This is a genomic window from Flavobacterium difficile (genome assembly GCF_011392115.1).
Lineage (GTDB): Bacteria > Bacteroidota > Bacteroidia > Flavobacteriales > Flavobacteriaceae > Flavobacterium > Flavobacterium difficile.
This window is the reverse complement of the sequence record NZ_JAAJBT010000010.1, coordinates 36,000-54,383: the sequence shown is the minus strand read 5'-3', so window position 1 is coordinate 54,383 and position 18,384 is coordinate 36,000. Positions and strand designations below refer to the sequence as shown.

The window sequence follows — 18,384 nt, the reverse complement described above, 5'->3', positions numbered from 1 at the left end:
TATAAATTTAGGATGCAAAGGTAAGAATTATGGTGAAATATAGGCGAAGTTTGAGTTAAAAGATGGGAATTACGTAAATTTTTTTTAGCCTGTATATTAGATGAAATTGAATTAGAAATCAAATTAAATCCCCAAATTCAAGGTAAAAGATAATTTAATCGCAATATTTCTATCGAATGTAGGTAATTGATAAGGTCCATAGCGGTAATACGTAGATAACCCGAAACCTTTGAAGATGTTTTGCAATTCAAAACCGCTCTCGTAAAATCCTTTTTCCATGGTTTTAAAAACTATGCCTTGATGGTTTTCAGGATGTAAAAAATCACCAAAAGCGACTTTGCTTCCCAAGACTAAAGTAGGTTTGATGCTTTTTGAAATTTGAAATTTATTAAAATAGTGCTTCAATTGAAAAAACGAATACTTGTCTGAGAAAAATTCGTTAAAATACATCGTTTCAAAAGAGGTTTTATTGGCAAATGTAACCCGACTTAAAATAGCTTCTTTATCTAAATTATTAGGTGCCACACTATACAAATGTGAAAGCGGTGTGTTGCCAATGCTTATTCCACCTTGTAGTAAAAAAGTAGTTTTTTGACCCGATAAATGTTTTTTCTCTTGATATATTCGGGCATCAATTTTGGTGAATTCGATGTTGTCGCTAACTAAATTCGGAAAAGCGTGTGAGAGTTGCAACACGAACTTTGGAAACCCTTTTTCGACTTCTAAAATTTCCTGTGGTGCTTTTAAAAACGTACTATTCGGCGACCATTCGAAACTTAATGAAGCTAAGGTTAAATTATATACTTTATAGCTTTCATTTGGTTTTATAAATGTATACTCAAATAACGGATCAATTCTGGAACGTGTAATTTTAAGTAAAGTTTCAATTTTAGAAATGAATTTCGATTCTACATTTATTTCATACGATTGATGGTTGTAAAAAGTAGACACATTAAACGGTCGTGGATCGATAAGTTTATAGCGTCTGTTATCGGCCAAAAGGGCAATATCTGCAAACTCGGTTAAGTCATCTGTAAATGAACCAGAAACCCAAGTGTCGGTGTTTTTTGAAAGTCGGAATGCACTCCCAAATTGACTTTTAAACACACCGTCTTTTGTGCCATACGCACCATAACCAAACAATTTAAAATAGGGTGAAAGTCGGTCATTAGTTTGAAGTCCAACACCCAATCGGAAGCCTTCATAATTATTAAATTTAAAAAGATCACGGGCACGTACATCTATAAATCCGAAAGGAATTTGGCCGTTAATTAATTTTTTTCCAAAGTAAATTTTCTTTTCAATTTTTGTTGCTGTAACCAAACTGTCTAGCGTTTGATAGGTGTTTTGCGAACGATTGTCTAAGGTGTCATTCGCAATGGTAGTAAAAAAAACAGGGTTTGTTTTCGTGGCACTTTTATCAATATGAATTTGATAAAGTTGTTTGTTTGCTTTTTCAGTAAAGTTGTAATTGGTAAAATCTCGATCAATTTTTACGTATAAATCATTCGAATAATCATACTTTTTGGAAGAAGAATTCGTCATGTTTTCAAACTGAATGGTTTCTCCTAAAAAATCGATATTGTGCTTGCCTTTTCCTTTTGTAACTAATAAAGTTTGTGAAACAGGAAACCACGATTTTCCGTTATTAAACCAATTAAACACGGTTTCTGTTTTGATGTTGATGATGCTGTTTATCAAAAAAGTACTTTTGGTAATAGAAAAGGTTTGCATATTTACCGTTACAAAACCTTTTAACTTGTTTTTTCTAACATTCTTTTTCGATTCGAAATGCAATACAATTTCTTTTCCTTTTTCGGATGCAAGTGTATCTGTAATTTTAAAATTATATTTAGTAAAACCTTCTGTTGTAAATGGGTTTGGAAAAGTAAACTGTAAAATTTTTAAATTGTTTTTACTTAAGTCGAATGGCAGAAATTCTTGTCCTAGTAACTCATAAACGGGTTGTTTTAATCCAGCCATTTTTAGTCCGATAATATTTTCTTTTTTCTTTCCTTTAGTATAAGAAATGGTGGAAACTTTTTCGGTTTGATAAACGTGTTGTTTTGTGATTAATTTTTTGAATTTGTAAGAAGAAGAATCAAGCGTGAATCTTGTTTTTTTTCTGTTTTTAAAAAGGGTATCGATTTTTGCAGAAATTGCATCAGGTGAGGCAGAAATTATAGATTTTTCGTAAAAAGAATAACTAAAATCTATAGCTTTTAATTTGTTGTTATTTTGAATTCGGATAATATTATTAACAAGTTTTTGTGTGTTTTCGTCTTGTTTTATAGTTTTTCTTTGCGCCAAAGCACCAAAAGAACAAAAAAACAACATCCAAAACAATATCCTCATAAACTAGTAAATTAGTAGCAAATATACAGATAAAAAAAAAGCGCCCAATTACTTGAACGCTTTAATTTTATTTTTAAAATTATTTCGCTTCGTTGAAACGTCTTGTTACTTCATCCCAGTTAATTACGTTGAAAAAAGCTTCTACGTAATCTGGTCTTCTGTTTTGGTAGTTTAAGTAATACGCGTGTTCCCAAACGTCTAAACCTAAAATAGGTGCACCACCACAACCAATTCCTGGCATTAATGGATTGTCTTGGTTAGCTGAAGAACAAACTTCCACTTTTCCACCTTTTTGCACGCAAAGCCAAGCCCATCCAGAACCGAAACGTGTGGCAGCCGCTTTGGCAAATTCTGCTTTAAAAGCATCAAATGAACCATACGCAGCGTCAATTGCAGCAGCTAATTCACCAGTTGGTAAACCACCACCGTTTGGCGACATCACTGTCCAAAATAAATTGTGGTTGTAAAATCCACCACCATTATTTCTAACTGGCATGTTGTTCATGTCTAAATTAGCCATCATAGCTTCAATAGATTGGTTTTCTAAATCTGTTCCTGCAATGGCAGCATTTAAATTAGTAGTGTAAGCATTATGATGTTTCGTATGGTGAATTTCCATAGTTCTCGCATCAATATGTGGTTCTAATGCATCATATGCATAAGGTAATTGTGGTAATTCAAAAGCCATGATATATATTTTTAAATGATTAATTATAATTTTCAAATTTATAACTTTAACTTTGAAAATAAAAATTTAGACCGTTAATTAAAACACAATAGAGCAGTGCAAAATAAACTGTAAAGTTGTGGTAAAAATAAACTCATAGTCACATAGAATTTTTTGATGGAAGTGGAGACGCTTCGTTTTAAATAGTTCGCAATAGAATTGTAGTTAAAAAAATCCGTGTAAATCTGTGAAATTCGCGGCTAAAAAAAACAAACACATAGGCACATAGAATTTTTTGATGGAAGTGGAGACGTTTCACTTTAAATAGTTCACAATAGAATTGTAGTTAAAAAATCCGTGTAAATCTGTGAAATTCGCGGCTAAAAAAAATAAACACATAGGCACATAGAATTTTTTGATGGAAGTGGAGACGTTTCACTTTAAATAGTTCACAATAGAATTGTAGTTAAAAAATCCGTGTAAATCTGTGAAATTCGCGGCTAAAAAAATAAACTAAAATATGGCATTTCAACTCTATAACGCTTCAGCAGGTTCAGGAAAAACGTATACGTTAACAAAAGAATATTTAAAAATTTTGTTAGTCGCACCTTCTAACGATGCGTATAAAAAAATTCTAGCGATTACGTTTACCAACAAAGCGGTAGAAGAAATGAAAAGCCGAATTGTAGAAAGTTTAATTGCTTTTACTGAAGAGGAAGTTTCGGAAAAAACCGCCGATTTTATGCAAGAAATTGCTTCGGAAATTAAGCTCGATGTACATTCAATAAAACTCAAATCGAGAAAAATTTTAAAGAATTTAATTCATAATTACGCGGCTTTTGACATTTCTACTATTGATAAATTCACGCATAGAATCATCAGAACGTTTACACACGATTTAAATTTGCCTACGAATTTTGATGTCACACTAGATACGGATGAATTGCTAAAAAACGCCATTGATGTTGTAGTAGCGAAAGCTGGTGAAGACGAACAACTGACCAATATTTTAATCAATTTTGCTAAAAACAAAACCGACGACGACAAAAGTTGGGACGTGACTTTAGATTTATACGAAGTTTCAAAACTGATTTTAAACGAAGAACATTTTTTCAATTTTGGAAAATTAAGTGATAAATCGGTGGAGGATTTTTCTAAAATTGCCGAAAAAATCAAGTTGAAAATTGAAAATAATAAGCAAAAAGTTAAAGAAAATGCTAAAAAAATCTTAGACGATTTTACCACAAATAATTTAACCAAAGACGATTTTGATCGTGGGACTTTTTACAATCACATTGTGAATTTGTTTCATGAAAAAGCAACGGATTACGATTTTGTAAACGACAGAGAAATCACCGTTCCGAAAAAGTCGAAAAATTTAGAAGTTGTAGAAAGTTTTACGGCTTCTTGGAAACAGAAATTAAGTAGTGTTTACAGTGCTCAAAACGAAAATGCTTTATTCGATTTGATCATTAAAAATATGATTCCGTTATCGTTAATTAACCTAATTTATCAAGAATATAAGCAGTTACAAGCAGATCAGAATGTGCTATCGATTTCCGATTTCAATACGATCATTCACAATGAAATTAAAGACCAACCCGCACCATTTATATATGAGCGTTTGGGCGACAGATACCGTCATTATTTTATTGATGAATTTCAGGATACGTCGCAATTGCAATGGGAAAATTTTATTCCTTTAATTGATAATGCTTTGGCAAGTGAAGATTTAGACGGTACAAAAGGTTCACTAATGATTGTGGGTGATCCGAAGCAATCGATTTACAGATGGCGTGGTGGAAAAGCCGAACAATTTATCGATTTAAGTAACGACGAAAATCCGTTTTCAAACAAAGACAAACGGGTTAAAAATCTACCAAAAAATTACAGAAGTTATTCGGAAGTAATTGACTTTAATAATCAATTTTTCCAATTTCTTTCAGGCGAATTTACCAATGAAGCCTATCAAAAATTATATCAAGAAACCGCCAATCAAGAAGTCAACTCGAAAAAAGGCGGATTGGTTTCTGTGAGTTTTTTAAATGACGATATTGAGATAAACGATGAAATTGCCGATGATGAAAATATTACGGAAAAAGACAAGCAATATTTATCGAAAACTTTAGAGATTATTCAAAATTCTATTGCGAATGGATTTGAATATTCTGACATAGTTTTGCTTACGAGAAAAACTAGAAATGGTGTTTTGTTGGCGAATTTTTTAACCGAAAATAACATTCCTATTATTTCATCAGAAACCTTGCTGATTCAGAATGCTTCGGAAGTGAAATTCATTATTAATTTTTTGGAATATTTAGATAGCGCGAACAACCAAGAATCGAAAATAAATTGGTTGTATTTTGTTGCGAAAGAAAAAGTTTCAAAAGAAGCGATTCATCAGTTTATTTCTGAAACAAAAGATGTAACAGAAACCGATTTAGAAAAATATTTAGCCGATTTTGGTTGTGTAATTTCTTTCGAAAATTGTAGAAAAAAATCATTGTACGAAGCGGTTGAAAATATCGTTCATGTCTTTTTAAAAGAAAAAACCACGATTTCTTATGTGCAATATTTCCTCGATTTGGTTTTAGAACGAAATGTAAAATATCAAACTAGTATTGCCGATTTCTTAGAGTATTGGAAGAAAATCGGATTCAAACAAAGTATTCCTTCGCCAGAAGGAGAAAAAGCGATCCGAATTATGACCATTCATAAATCGAAAGGTTTAGAATTTCCTGTGGTAATTTATCCGTTTGCCGATGACAGTTTAACTCCGAGAAGCAACAATATTTGGATTCCAATGGATGATGAATCGGTTGATATGCCGCAAGCTTTGGTAAAAAACACGAAAGTTCTGGAAAAATACAACGACACCACCAACGAAATTTATCAAACCAAATCGCAAGAAGAAATTTTAGATACGATAAATGTTTTATATGTGGCATTAACCCGTGCCGAAGAACAATTACATATAATAAGTAGTTATGGAATAACAGGAAAAGGAGTTTTGTCTTCCAAAAAAACTTTGGCAACTTATTTTATTAATTTCTTAGAACAAAATGCTAATTTCTCTCTAGAGCAAAAAGACTATGTGTTTGGAAGTCCGAAAAGAGTTTCACAACCGAAATTATTTACACAAAATAAGGCTGAAATTCAAGCTGTAGCCAATGCTTTGGATTTTTCTTCCATTAAAATTGCGAAAAAAGAAGCCTTAATGTGGGGAACATTACAACAAGATGCGATTGAATTCGGAACTATTTTGCATCAGATTTTATCTTACATTATTACTGCAACCGATTTGGAATTTGCGCTAACAAAAAGTTTAGATGAAGGTTTAATTCAACATTCGCAAAAAACCATTTTCGAAGAAAAAATCAAGCAAATTATCCATCATCCTGAATTGGAAGATTTCTTTAATCCGAAGTATTCTGTTTTTACAGAACACAATATCATTTCGCCAAATGAAATCAATTTAAAACCCGACAGATTAGTAATTCATAATAAAGAAGCTTTTTTAATTGATTATAAAACAGGTGCTCCAGAAGAAAAACACAAAATTCAGGTTGAAAATTATGCACGTGTTATTGAAAAAATGGAGGTAAAAGTGGTTAAAAAAGTACTCCTATATATAGGAGAAGAATTAAATATTATACATTTGTAAAAAAATACAACTAACGATACCTTATTATGTACGGAAAAATTCAAGAGCATTTGCAAAATGAGTTAAATGCGATTCAACAAAACGGATTATATAAAAAAGAAAGAATTATTACTTCACCACAAGGTGCGGAGATAATTGTAAACGGAGAAACAGTTTTAAATTTCTGTGCGAACAATTATTTAGGATTGTCTTCTCATCCAGAAGTAGTACAAGCAGCAAAAGACGCTTTAGATTCTCATGGTTTCGGAATGTCATCTGTGCGTTTCATTTGTGGAACGCAAGATATTCACAAACAATTAGAAGCAGAGATTGCAGATTTCTACGGAACAGAAGATACTATTTTATATGCGACAGCTTTTGATGCCAATGGTGGGGTTTTCGAACCTTTATTAGGAGAAGAAGATTGTATCATTTCAGACAGTTTAAATCATGCTTCCATTATTGATGGGGTGCGTTTGTGTAAAGCAGCGCGTTATCGTTATGAGAATAATAATATGGAGCAGTTAGAAGAGCAATTAATTAAAGCTACAGAAGCGGGTCATCGTTTTAAGTTAATTGTAACCGATGGTGTTTTTTCAATGGACGGATTAGTAGCGCCTTTAGATAAGATTTGCGATTTAGCTGATAAGTACGATGCTTTAGTTATGGTAGACGAATGTCACGCTGCTGGTTTTATCGGTGCAACGGGTAAAGGAACGATGGAAGCAAAAGGCGTTATGGGTCGAGTAGATATTATTACAGGAACTTTAGGTAAAGCCTTGGGTGGTGCGATGGGTGGTTATACTACAGCTAAAAAAGAAATTATTGAAATTTTACGTCAGCGTTCGCGTCCGTACTTGTTTTCTAATTCTTTATCGCCAGCCATAGTTGGTGCTTCTTTAAAAGTATTTGAATTGTTAAAAAAAGACAACTCTTTGAGAGATCAGTTAGAATGGAATACCAATTATTTTAAAGAAGGATTGAGAAAAGCCGGTTTAGATTTTATTGATGGCGATTCAGCAATTGTACCTGTAATGTTATATGATGCAAAATTGTCTCAAGTAATGGCAGATGAATTGTTAAAATTAGGCATATATGTTATAGGTTTCTTTTTCCCAGTTGTTCCTAAAGAAAAAGCAAGAATTAGAGTGCAATTATCTGCTGCTCATACAAAAGAACATTTAGATAAAGCCATAGAAGCCTTTACAACAGTCGGAAAAAAACTAAATATTATTCAGTAAATTAGTAGTATTTAACTTTTAATTAGGAAAAAAAGCACAAAAGTTTTGTGAATTACAAAAAACATATTACTTTTGTTCGTATTATAACGCATTGTAATTAAATTAAATAAAAAGTATGAAACATCTTAACAAACTATTTGCTGGGGCGTTAATGTTAGCTGGTTTCGCAGCTAATGCTCAAGACAGCACAAACCCATGGGCAGTATCTTTCGGAGTTAACGCAGTTGACACAAAGATAAGCATGAAAGGAAATGACCACCTTAGATTCGAACAACTTTATGATGTTAAAGGTAACTTCAACATTGAGCCTTCAGTATCGTATGTAAATGTAACAAGAAATGTTGGAGGAAACTTCAGTTTTGGTTTAACTGGATCATTCAACAAAATTTCTAAATGGGTAAATTTAGCGAATGACGCTTCTGGAAACAGAACTTACAACACAGATGTTGTTGTTAATCCTGGTGATTTAAACTATTATGGAATTGATGGAGCTATTAACTATAGTTTTAAAAGTTTATTAAAATCAAAATGGTTTGACCCAAGTTTACACTTAGGTGGAGGTTATACTTTCTTCGGAGATGCTTCTGCTGGAACTGTTAACGGTGGATGGGGATTAAACCTATGGTTTGCTAAAAATGTTGCCTTATCATTAGGGTCTACTTTAAAATATGGTTTTGACGACAATAGAGTAGCAAACATTGATGTTCCAACACATATTTATCACCACGCAGGTTTAAAATTCCAATTTGGAGCTAAAGATAAAGACGGAGACGGAATTATCGACAAAGAAGATTCTTGTCCAGATGTTGCAGGTTTAGCTCAATTCCAAGGTTGTCCAGATTCAGATGGAGACGGAATCCAAGATTCAGCTGATGCTTGTCCAAATGAGGCAGGTTTAGAAGCTTTCCAAGGTTGTCCTGACACAGATGGAGATGGTGTTGCTGATAAAGATGACGCTTGTATCGACATCCCAGGTTTACCAGTTTTAGCTGGATGTCCTGATGCTGATGGTGATGGTGTTGCTGATAAAGACGATGCTTGTCCTACTATCAAAGGAGAAAAAGCTAACAAAGGTTGTCCATGGCCAGATACTGACGGTGACAAAGTTTTAGATAAAGACGATAAATGTCCTACTGTAGCTGGAACTGTTGCTAACAACGGATGTCCTGAAGTTTCTGACGAAACAATGAAAAAATTAAATGATTATGCAAAAACAATTTTATTTGATTCTGCTAAATCTACATTCCAACAACAAACTTACCCAGTATTACAAGCTATGGTTGCTATCTTAAAAGAGTACCCAACTGCTAAGTTTGCTTTAGAAGGTCATACAGATTCTGACGGTAAAGATGCTATGAACTTACAATTATCTAAAGATAGAGCTGCTGCTGTAAGAACTTATTTAGTTGATAATGGTATTGGAGCTGACAGATTAACTTCTGAAGGTTATGGAGAAACTAAACCAGTTGCTTCTAACAAAACTAAAGCTGGAAAAGCACAAAACAGAAGAGTAGAAGTTAAATTAGTAAAATAATTTTTCTCTTATATAATATTTAAAAAAAGGTCTCAATTTATTGAGGCCTTTTTTTTATCTTTATTGCCATGGATACATCTTTCTTATCTAAACTGGCAACAGAATTATTAAGTAATAATTCGGCATCTTTATTTGGAACAAACATCGTTTTGCCTAATAAAAGAGCTAAACTCTTTTTAATTGAAGAATTAAAAAAACAAGCATCAGCAACCTTTTTAGCACCTCAGATAATTAGCATTGAAACTCTAATTGAAGATATTGCACAACTTAGAGCGCTAGATCCTATCGAACTTTTATTTGAGTTTTATATTGTTTATTTAGAATTAACTGAAAAAAATAAACAACAAGATTTTGAAAAATTTTCAAGTTGGGCAGTTACTTTAATTCAAGATTTTAATGAAATTGATAGGTATTTAGTCAATCAAAATGAACTGTTCTCTTATTTGTTAGATATTGAACGTATCAAACATTGGACTCCAAATTTAAATAATCAAACTAAGCTAGTAGAAAATCATTTAGAGTTTTGGAAATTATTACCCGAATATTACGAAAAATTCACGCAACATCTTCTGAATAAAAAAGTTGGTTATCAAGGATTACTTTATCGAAAATCAGCTGAAAATATCATTGATTTTACAAAAAAAATTGAAAATAAAACTTTCGTTTTTGCGGGTTTCAATGCGTTAAATAATGCAGAAGAAACCATCATTAAATATTTATTAGAAACTAAAAAAGCGTCTGTTTTTTGGGATATTGATGCCGTATTTTTACGAGATGAATTTCACGATGCGGGTTTGTTTTTACGAAGAATAAAAAATTCGTGGAAACATTTTGAATCGCACCCTTTTAATTGGGTAATGACCGAGTTTTCCAAAGAAAAAAACATTGAAGTTATTGGAACGCCAAAATCAATCGGACAAGCTAAGATTGCGGGTAAAATTATTGAAAAAATTGCATTAGAAAATCCTTCTTTGCAGAACACTGCTGTAGTGTTAAGTGAAGAAAACATCTTAATTCCATTACTGAATTCTTTACCTGTTGAGGTAGAAAATTTAAACATCACAATGGGTTATCCAAGCAAGAATAATCCTGCACAAATATTGGTTTACAAACTTTTTAATTTGCACTTGAATGCACAAAATAGAAATCAAAAGCAAATTGTTTTCTATTACAAAGAAGTACTTGAAATTTTAAACAATCCTTTAGTGGTTTCAAGTGTCAATGCAAATGATGTAGTTAAAATCATAAAGAATTCTAATTTAACTTTCATTACAAGTAACCGATTAGCCGATTTATTTTCAAAATATAATTTACAAGAAAACAAATTAGTTACACTTTTGTTTTTTGATTGGAACGTTTCAGTAGCAGAAGTTTTAGAGAAATTAAAAGCAATTCTAATTTATATAAAAGAACATTTAAGTAATCAAAACGAGCAGGATAAAGTTACGAAAGCCTTTGTTTTTTCCATTTATAACATAATTATAAAAATCACTAACTATTACGAATCGTATCAAAATATTGAAAACTTAGAAGTTCTATTTTCTATTTATAAACAAGTAATTGATCAAGCGCAAGTTTCTTTTGAAGGCGAACCCTTACAAGGTTTGCAAATAATGGGAATTTTGGAAAGTCGTGTCTTAGATTTCGAAAATGTAATCATTACGTCACTAAACGAAGGAAAATTACCTGGCGGAAAATCAAATTCTTCTTTCATACCTCACGATGTGAAATTAGAAAAAGGTTTGCCTACATATAAAGAGCGCGATGCCATTTTTACCTATCACTTTTACCGTTTGTTACAACGAGCCAAAAATATTTACTTGCTGTACAACACGCATTCGGAAGGAATTGACGCTGGTGAAAAAAGCCGTTTCATTACACAACTAGAAATTGAACATTTACCAAATCATCATTTTAAAAAAACGTTTTATAACGCTATAAAACCAGATACCATTTATCAACCGATTGAGATTGTAAAAACTCAACCAATTTTAGACAGACTAAAAGAAATTGCTACAATTAAAGGATTTTCACCTTCCGCATTGACGAATTATTTGCGAAATCCTATTCAGTTTTATTACCAACGTATTTTAGGAGTTCGTGAAAATGAAGAGGTAGAGGAAAACGTAGCGGCAAATACTTTAGGTACGATCATTCACGAAGTGTTGGAACAAATGTATCAACCTTTTGAAGCCACAAATATTCAAGTAAAAACATCTGATATAGAGGTGATGATTCAGAATATTGAAACGTTTACACTACATAAATTTGTAGAAGTTTACAAAGAAGGAGAAATTAAAAAAGGGAAAAACCTTATCGCTTTCGAAGTGGCAAAACGTAATATTTATAATTTCTTAGTTCAAGAAAAACTAAGTATTGAAAACGGTGATGAGCTCTTTATTTTGTCTCTAGAAAAAGAACATTCTACAGAAATTTCACATCAAAATTTACCATTTCCAATTAAAATTGCTGGAAAAGTAGATCGAATTGAATTGAGAAATAACATCATTCGAATCATCGATTATAAAACGGGAAAAGTAGAGGCGAACAAATTAAAAATCAACACTTTTGAAGGCTTAACGCTAGATTTGGCTCACGATAAAATCATACAATTGTTGTGTTATGCTTTGATGTTTGACAAAGAGGAATCGAAAGGAAATTATAGTGTAGAAGTGGGGATTTTTTCGTTTAAAAACATGAAAAGCGGATTTTTACCTTTTACGTTTAAAATTGGGAACGGCAAAAACGCGATAAATGAAACACTTATTACGTCAGAATTTTTGAATAGTTTTACTGAAGAATTGGTCGTTTTAGTGCAAGAAATTTTAAACCCTGAGATTTCATTTAAAGAAGTAATTTAACTTTACCGCAAAGACGCAAAGTGAATCGCGAAGTTCGCAAAGTTTTTTTAAAGTTAAAGTGTAATTTTTTTGCGCTCCTTGCGGTTAACCTTTTAAAAAACCAACCAAAACCTTCTCCAATTCGGCTTGATTTTCAAGGTGACTCATATGTCCGTCATTGAAAGTCACTAGTTCAACATTAGTACCTTCAATTTGTGCTACATTTTCGTCATAATTTAAAACGGGATCTTTTTTTCCTAAGATTAGCAGGATAGGATACGGTGCGAAATGCAACAACACTTCACGGTCTTTTCGCAATTTCATGCCTTCTTGTGCGGCAATAATTCCTTGTAAAGGCGTTTTTAATGCTTCTTCACGAACCCATTCAATTTGTGGGGTTAATTTTTCTCGGTTTTCTTCTGAAAATAAATTAGCAATACTCATTCGAACAGCCGCCACATAATTTTGTTTTACCGCTTTTATCGCACGAGTTCTATTTGCAATTCGTTCCTCGCTATCGGCACGAGAAGTCGAATTTAACAACACCAAACCTTTCATGAATTCTGGATACAATTCCGCAAAAGCCAACGCGACATAACCACCCATCGAATGTCCAACAAAAACCGCTTTTCTGATTTTTAATTCCGATAAAACTTGATGAACCGCATCAGCCATATCGTCCATCGTGTGCACATAACCCAAACAATCGGTTTGTCCATGACCCAACAAATCTATACAAATTACACGATTTTTTTGAGCCAAAACGGGTGCTAAATAGTTCCACATCGTACTGTTTTCCAAAAAACCATGTAACAAAACTACCGTGTTGCCTTTTCCAGCATCGGAATAAGCAATTTTAGTGTTTTTGTAATGGGTATGTTTGTAATTGTTCAAAATTCGTTGTTCGTTGTTGAAACTTATTTGCAAAAGTATGATTTAACCGCAAAGCACACAAAGATTTTCGCTAAGTTCGCTAAGTTTTTACGATTCGTTTTTTCATTCCAATGTAATCACAAAGCCGCTTTCAACAAAAAAAATTTTCCAGTAAAATTGTAAAAAAATCCTAACACTTTAGTTTTTAAACACACTGATTTAAGAAATTTTAATAATTAATAAAATTTCTCCAATCTGCGTTCAAAAAAAAAACGGCTCACTTTCGCAAACCGCCTTTTAAACTTATAACCTTTTAAACTCTTAAACTAAATTTAAGAATTCATTATCGATTCAATTTCATCTGCTTCAATTGGAATGTTTTTCATTAAGTTGAAAGGTGCTCCAGTAGGTTGAATCACTACATCGTCTTCTAAACGGATTCCAAAACCTTCCGCTGGAATGTAAATGCCTGGTTCTACAGTGAAAACCATGTTGGCTTGCATTGGTTCGTGTAATAAACCGTAATCGTGCGTATCTAAACCTAAATGGTGCGACGTTCCGTGCATGAAATATTTTTTATAAGCTGGCCATTCCGGATTTTCATTCTGAACATCTGCTTTGTCGATTAAGCCTAAACCTAATAATTCTGAAGTCATAATTTTACCAACTTCTACATGATATTGTTTCCATAAGGTTCCTGGAACTAACATTTTTGTCGCTTCGTTTTTCACATTCAAAACGGCATTATAAACCGCTTTTTGTCTGTCAGTGAAACGTCCTGATACTGGAATCATACGAGTTAAATCTGATGAATAATTGGCATATTCTGCTCCAACATCTAACAAAATTAAATCACCAGCATTACAAGCTTGGTTGTTTTCTATATAATGTAAAACATTAGCATTATTTCCAGATGCAATAATAGGAGTGTAAGCAAAACCTTTAGAACGGTTGCGTAAAAATTCGTGTGCTAATTCGGCTTCTATTTCATATTCTGTCACGCCAGGTTTCACGAACTTTAATAACCTACGAACCCCTTTTTCTGTTATATTACAGGCATTTTGAATTAAATCTAACTCAATTTGATCTTTCACGGAGCGTAAACGTTGTAAAATTGGATTCGATTTTTCGACTTTATGTGCTGGATATTCGTTTTTCCACCATTTGATAAAACGGTCTTCACGAGTTTCTGTTTCAACTGCTGCTCTGTAATGTTCGTTGGTGTTTATGTACATCGTGTCGGCGTACATCATAACCTCTTTCAATACTTTATGAAAATCTTGTAACCAATATACGGATTTGATTCCAGCTACTTCAAAAGCGCGTTCTTTTGTTAATTTTTCACCTTCCCAAATGGCAATGTGCTCATTCGTTTCTTTTAAAAATAAAATTTCTTTCAAATGCTCGTAAGGTGCATCCGGAAACAATAATAATATACTTTCTTCTTGATCAACACCAGATAAATAGAAAATATCTCTGTGTTGTGCAAAGGGTAAAGTACTATCTGCTGAAACGGGGTAAATATCATTCGAATTAAAAACCGCTACTCCGTTTGGCTTCATTTTCGCCATAAAGTTTTTACGATTTTTAATAAAAAGTTCGCTCTTAATTGGTAAGTATTTCATTAGAATTGATTTTTAAATAACAGAATTCAAAAATAATAACTTTCAAACGAATACATATCAAAATTTTCTTTTAATTTTGAACAAACCAATTTATAAAAATGAAAAAAATCGTCTATTTAGTTTCTCTTTTGAGTTCTGTTATTTCTTTTTCACAAGATAATACATTTCAAGCTGTAACATTTCAAAATATCGGACCCACAATTATGAGTGGTCGGGTGGTTGATTTAGCTGTAAACGAAAATAATCCAACAGAATTTTATACAGCTTATGCAACTGGTGGTTTATGGTATACTAACAATAACGGGACAAGTTTTGAGTCGGTTATGGATGCTGCTCCCACTCAAAATATAGGTTGCGTTGCGGTCGATTGGAAATCAGGTTTAATTTTGGTTGGAACCGGTGAAGTGAATTCTTCTCGTTCTTCTTATGCTGGAATTGGCGTTTTAAAATCAACAGACAAAGGAAAAACTTGGACAAATATTGGCTTGCCAGATAGTCATCATATCTCTAAAATATGGGTTAACCCAAATAATAATGATGAAATTGTGGTTGGCGTTTTAGGTCATTTGTATTCGAAAAATGAAGAACGTGGTGTATTTAAAACTACAAATGGTGGAAAAACATGGTCAAAAACCTTATACATTAATAACGAAACAGGTATCATCGATTTGAGTTTTGCGCCAAATAATCCGAAAATTATGTTTGCTGCGGCTTGGGAACGCGAACGAAAAGCTTATGATTTTAAAGGCAATGGGATAGGTTCGGGGATTTATAAAAGTGAAGATGCAGGAACAACTTGGACCAAAATTGACAGCAATTCAGGATTTCCAGTAAATAGTGGAATTGGAAGAATTGGGTTATCCTCGTTTAACGAAAACATTGCTTACGCGATTGTAGACAATCAGAACATGCGACCAAATGCAAAAAGTGCCAAATCATCAGATGCGAATACAAATTTATTTGAGACTGAAGTGATTGGCGCTGAAATCTATAAAACGATTGATGCAGGAAAAACATGGAAAAAAACTCATACTAAATTCATCGATGACGCTTTTTACTCTTATGGGTATTATTTTGCTGATATCACAGTTGACGAATCGAATGAAAACAGCTTATATATTTCAGCAGTTCCCTTGCTTTTTTCAAATGATGGAGGAAAATCATTTAATGTTATCAGTAAAGATAACGTTCACGCTGATCATCACGTATGTTGGGTCAATCCTAAAAATCCAAACCACGTTATTAATGGAAATGATGGTGGTGTAAACATTACGTTCGATAATGGCAAACACTGGATAAAATGTAACAACCAAGCGGTAGGTCAATTTTACGCCATTAATGTAGATAATAAAGAAAATTATGAAGTATACGGTGGCTTACAAGATAATGGGGTTTGGGCTGGTCCAAATAATTACGTGCATAATGTAGATTGGTTACAAGATGGAAAATATCCATACGAATTTTTAAGCGGTGGCGATGGGATGCAAGTTCAAATAGATACAAGAACAAATGATTTAGTTTATGCCGGTTCTCAATTTGGTAATTACACAAAAATTGATAGAAAATCGGGAAAAAGAACTTACATAACACCAAGAGCAGATAAAAAAGAAGCACCTTATCGTTTCAATTGGCAAACACCTATTTTATTATCTTCTCATAATCAAGACATCATTTATTTTGGGGGTCAATATGTGTTTCGTTCTATGAATCAAGGAAAAGATTGGGAGAAAATTTCAGATGATTTAACAAATGGAAAAGTAGAAGGTAATGTGCCTTTCGGAACCATAACTTCTATAGCTGAAAGTAAATTCAAATTCGGACAATTGGTAGTTGGAACGGATGATGGGAATATTCATGTTACGAATACTAGTGGTACAACTTGGACGAAAATTTCTGCTGCATTACCACAAGGATTATGGGTGTCCCGTGTGCGATTTTCGAACTTTAAAAAAGACAGAATTTATATCACATTAAACGGTTATAGAAATGATAATTTCACAACTTATGTTTATGTGTCTGAAGATTTAGGTACAACTTGGAAAGCGTTAACAGAAAATTTCAATCAGAATGCTGCGAATGTAATTTTAGAAGATACTGAAAACGAAAATATATTATATTTAGGAACCGATAATGGTTTGTTTATTTCTATTGATAGAGGTACTACTTGGCAAGATTTTTCAACAGAAATTCCGAATGTTGCGGTTCATGATTTAGTAATTCAAAACAGAGAAAGAGATTTAATTGTTGGAACCCACGGTCGTTCATTATATAAAGTAAATGTTGCGAATATTCAACAAATCAATGAAACGGTAAATACGAAAGGAATAGCATTATTCAAAATTGATGAGCTTTTTTATTCTAAAAATTGGGGAAGTAAAAATTACAATTGGGGTAGTGAAAGTGTGCCGAATATAGAACTTTGGTATTATTTAAAAGAGGTTTCTAATGTGGCGATTACGATAAAAAATAGCGATGGTGTTGTGGTATTAAATCGTCAAATTAAAGCAGAAAAAGGAATGCAAAAAATCGATTACGATTTAAGTATCGATGAAAAAACAAAAACAGCAATTGAAAAGAAAGATTCGAAAGTAAAAATCAATCTTGCTGCCAATTCAATGTATTATTTACCTGTAGGAAAATATACCGTTGAGCTAGAGGCTAATGGGAAAAAAGAAACCCAAACTTTACTAATAAAAGAGAGAAAATGAGAATAAAACTTTTTGCATTAGTAGCGTTTTCAATCTTAAATTTTTCATGTACTGATGAAGATGATACTCAAATTGTAGTAGAAGAGCCACAATTAATTATAAAATTCAAGTTCGATCCTACTCAAATCAGATTAAATAATTTAGGACAACCTTCTACAGTTTCAGCTGGAAATGCGGCTCAATCGCCAATGTTTAACAGTATTAGTGCTCATTATTTAGAGTTCACCCCAAATGCCTTAACGCAAGTTGGACAAGGTGCAGTTTTATATTCTGGACCCTCAACAACTTTAGGTGGTGCGAATGCGATTGATTTCAGTCAGGCTATTGTTGTGGGTGAAGGTGAAGCGTTTTTATCCATTCCTTTAAAAAATCTTCCTCAAGGAAGTTATGAATATGTAAGAGTTTCTTTATCCTACCAAAATTATAACATCAATGTTAGAGCAAGTGGAACAGATTACGTAGGAACAATAGCTAGTTTTGTAGGATATAACAATTACATCACTACCCATACTGTAAGTGGAAATCCGTTTGTAGTAAACGATGATAAATTACAAGGATATTGGGCATTTGCGATTCCTTCTGTTGGGTATACAACATCAGGTCAATCCACAGGTGTAACAACCGTTCCAAACCCAATTGCTGCAACCTCTCCAATTCCTTCTGGTTCGTGTTTAGTTACTGGAAAATTCGCCAATAATTTTGTTGTTACGGGAAATGAAACAAAGAATGTTGAAGTGCAGTTATCCTTGTCAATTAACAACAGTTTTGAGTGGCATGAAGTTAATGTTGACGGAAAATTCGAGCCAGCAGCAGGTGAAAATGTTGTTGATATGGGTTTAAGAGGTTTGATTCCAAGTTTTAGGGTTATAAATTAATACATAAACCGCTGATATTCAAC

General features: G+C 32.8%; 10 protein-coding genes. 6 read left to right on the top strand and 4 right to left on the bottom strand.

What is annotated here, in order from left to right:
- Positions 1-123: 123 nt before the first annotated feature.
- On the bottom strand, positions 124-2,355 hold the full coding sequence (locus G4D72_RS12700; RefSeq protein ID WP_166078105.1) for a DUF5686 family protein: 2,232 nt from the start codon (positions 2,353-2,355) through the stop codon (positions 124-126).
- Positions 2,356-2,434: 79 nt separating this feature from the next.
- Positions 2,435-3,043: a superoxide dismutase gene (locus G4D72_RS12695; protein WP_166078104.1), complete on the bottom strand. Its 609-nt coding sequence runs from the start codon at positions 3,041-3,043 to the stop codon at positions 2,435-2,437.
- A 499-nt stretch (positions 3,044-3,542) separates the two neighbouring features.
- Between G4D72_RS12695 and G4D72_RS12690 the strand changes: the two genes are divergently transcribed.
- The 4 genes from G4D72_RS12690 (at position 3,543) to G4D72_RS12675 (ending at position 12,301) form a co-directional block, all read left to right on the top strand.
- Positions 3,543-6,686: a UvrD-helicase domain-containing protein gene (locus tag G4D72_RS12690; RefSeq protein ID WP_166078103.1), complete on the top strand. Its 3,144-nt coding sequence runs from the start codon at positions 3,543-3,545 to the stop codon at positions 6,684-6,686.
- A 26-nt stretch (positions 6,687-6,712) separates the two neighbouring features.
- Positions 6,713-7,906: a glycine C-acetyltransferase gene (gene kbl / locus G4D72_RS12685; RefSeq protein ID WP_166078102.1), complete on the top strand. Its 1,194-nt coding sequence runs from the start codon at positions 6,713-6,715 to the stop codon at positions 7,904-7,906.
- A gap of 115 nt (positions 7,907-8,021) precedes the next feature.
- Entirely contained in the window at positions 8,022-9,440 is a 1,419-nt protein-coding gene (locus G4D72_RS12680; RefSeq protein ID WP_166078101.1) for an OmpA family protein, read from the top strand.
- Positions 9,441-9,508: 68 nt separating this feature from the next.
- Positions 9,509-12,301 carry a PD-(D/E)XK nuclease family protein gene (locus G4D72_RS12675; protein ID WP_166078100.1) on the top strand — a complete coding sequence of 931 codons (2,793 nt, stop codon included), beginning with the start codon at positions 9,509-9,511 and terminating at the stop codon, positions 12,299-12,301.
- Positions 12,302-12,385: 84 nt separating this feature from the next.
- On the opposite strand, the gene G4D72_RS12670 is transcribed toward G4D72_RS12675, so the two are convergent.
- Together G4D72_RS12670 and G4D72_RS12665 are read right to left on the bottom strand one after the other, a co-directional pair.
- A complete protein-coding gene (locus tag G4D72_RS12670; protein WP_394367580.1) occupies positions 12,386-13,177 on the bottom strand; it encodes an alpha/beta fold hydrolase in 792 nt (263 codons plus the stop codon).
- A 308-nt stretch (positions 13,178-13,485) separates the two neighbouring features.
- Complete coding sequence (locus G4D72_RS12665; RefSeq protein ID WP_166078098.1) at positions 13,486-14,778, bottom strand: aminopeptidase P family protein; 1,293 nt, start codon at positions 14,776-14,778, stop codon at positions 13,486-13,488.
- Positions 14,779-14,876: 98 nt separating this feature from the next.
- Between G4D72_RS12665 and G4D72_RS12660 the strand changes: the two genes are divergently transcribed.
- Both G4D72_RS12660 and G4D72_RS12655 read left to right on the top strand, forming a co-directional pair.
- Positions 14,877-17,486, top strand: a complete 2,610-nt coding sequence (locus G4D72_RS12660; protein WP_166078097.1) for a VPS10 domain-containing protein — start codon at positions 14,877-14,879, stop codon at positions 17,484-17,486.
- Entirely contained in the window at positions 17,483-18,361 is an 879-nt protein-coding gene (locus G4D72_RS12655) for a hypothetical protein (protein ID WP_166078096.1), read from the top strand. Before G4D72_RS12660 ends, G4D72_RS12655 begins: the two co-directional genes overlap by 4 nt.
- The last annotated feature ends 23 nt before the right edge of the window (positions 18,362-18,384 follow it).

Excerpts from the sequence above, each read along its gene's own strand:
- G4D72_RS12695 (WP_166078104.1), bottom strand. The coding sequence starts at position 3,043 with ATGGCTTTTGAATTACCACAATTACCTTATGCATATGATGCATTAGAA.
- G4D72_RS12700 (WP_166078105.1), bottom strand. The coding sequence starts at position 2,355 with ATGAGGATATTGTTTTGGATGTTGTTTTTTTGTTCTTTTGGTGCTTTG.
- G4D72_RS12690 (WP_166078103.1), top strand. The coding sequence starts at position 3,543 with ATGGCATTTCAACTCTATAACGCTTCAGCAGGTTCAGGAAAAACGTAT.
- G4D72_RS12665 (WP_166078098.1), bottom strand. The coding sequence starts at position 14,778 with ATGAAATACTTACCAATTAAGAGCGAACTTTTTATTAAAAATCGTAAA.
- G4D72_RS12680 (WP_166078101.1), top strand. The coding sequence starts at position 8,022 with ATGAAACATCTTAACAAACTATTTGCTGGGGCGTTAATGTTAGCTGGT.
- G4D72_RS12660 (WP_166078097.1), top strand. The coding sequence starts at position 14,877 with ATGAAAAAAATCGTCTATTTAGTTTCTCTTTTGAGTTCTGTTATTTCT.
- G4D72_RS12655 (WP_166078096.1), top strand. The coding sequence starts at position 17,483 with ATGAGAATAAAACTTTTTGCATTAGTAGCGTTTTCAATCTTAAATTTT.
- kbl (WP_166078102.1), top strand. The coding sequence starts at position 6,713 with ATGTACGGAAAAATTCAAGAGCATTTGCAAAATGAGTTAAATGCGATT.
- G4D72_RS12675 (WP_166078100.1), top strand. The coding sequence starts at position 9,509 with ATGGATACATCTTTCTTATCTAAACTGGCAACAGAATTATTAAGTAAT.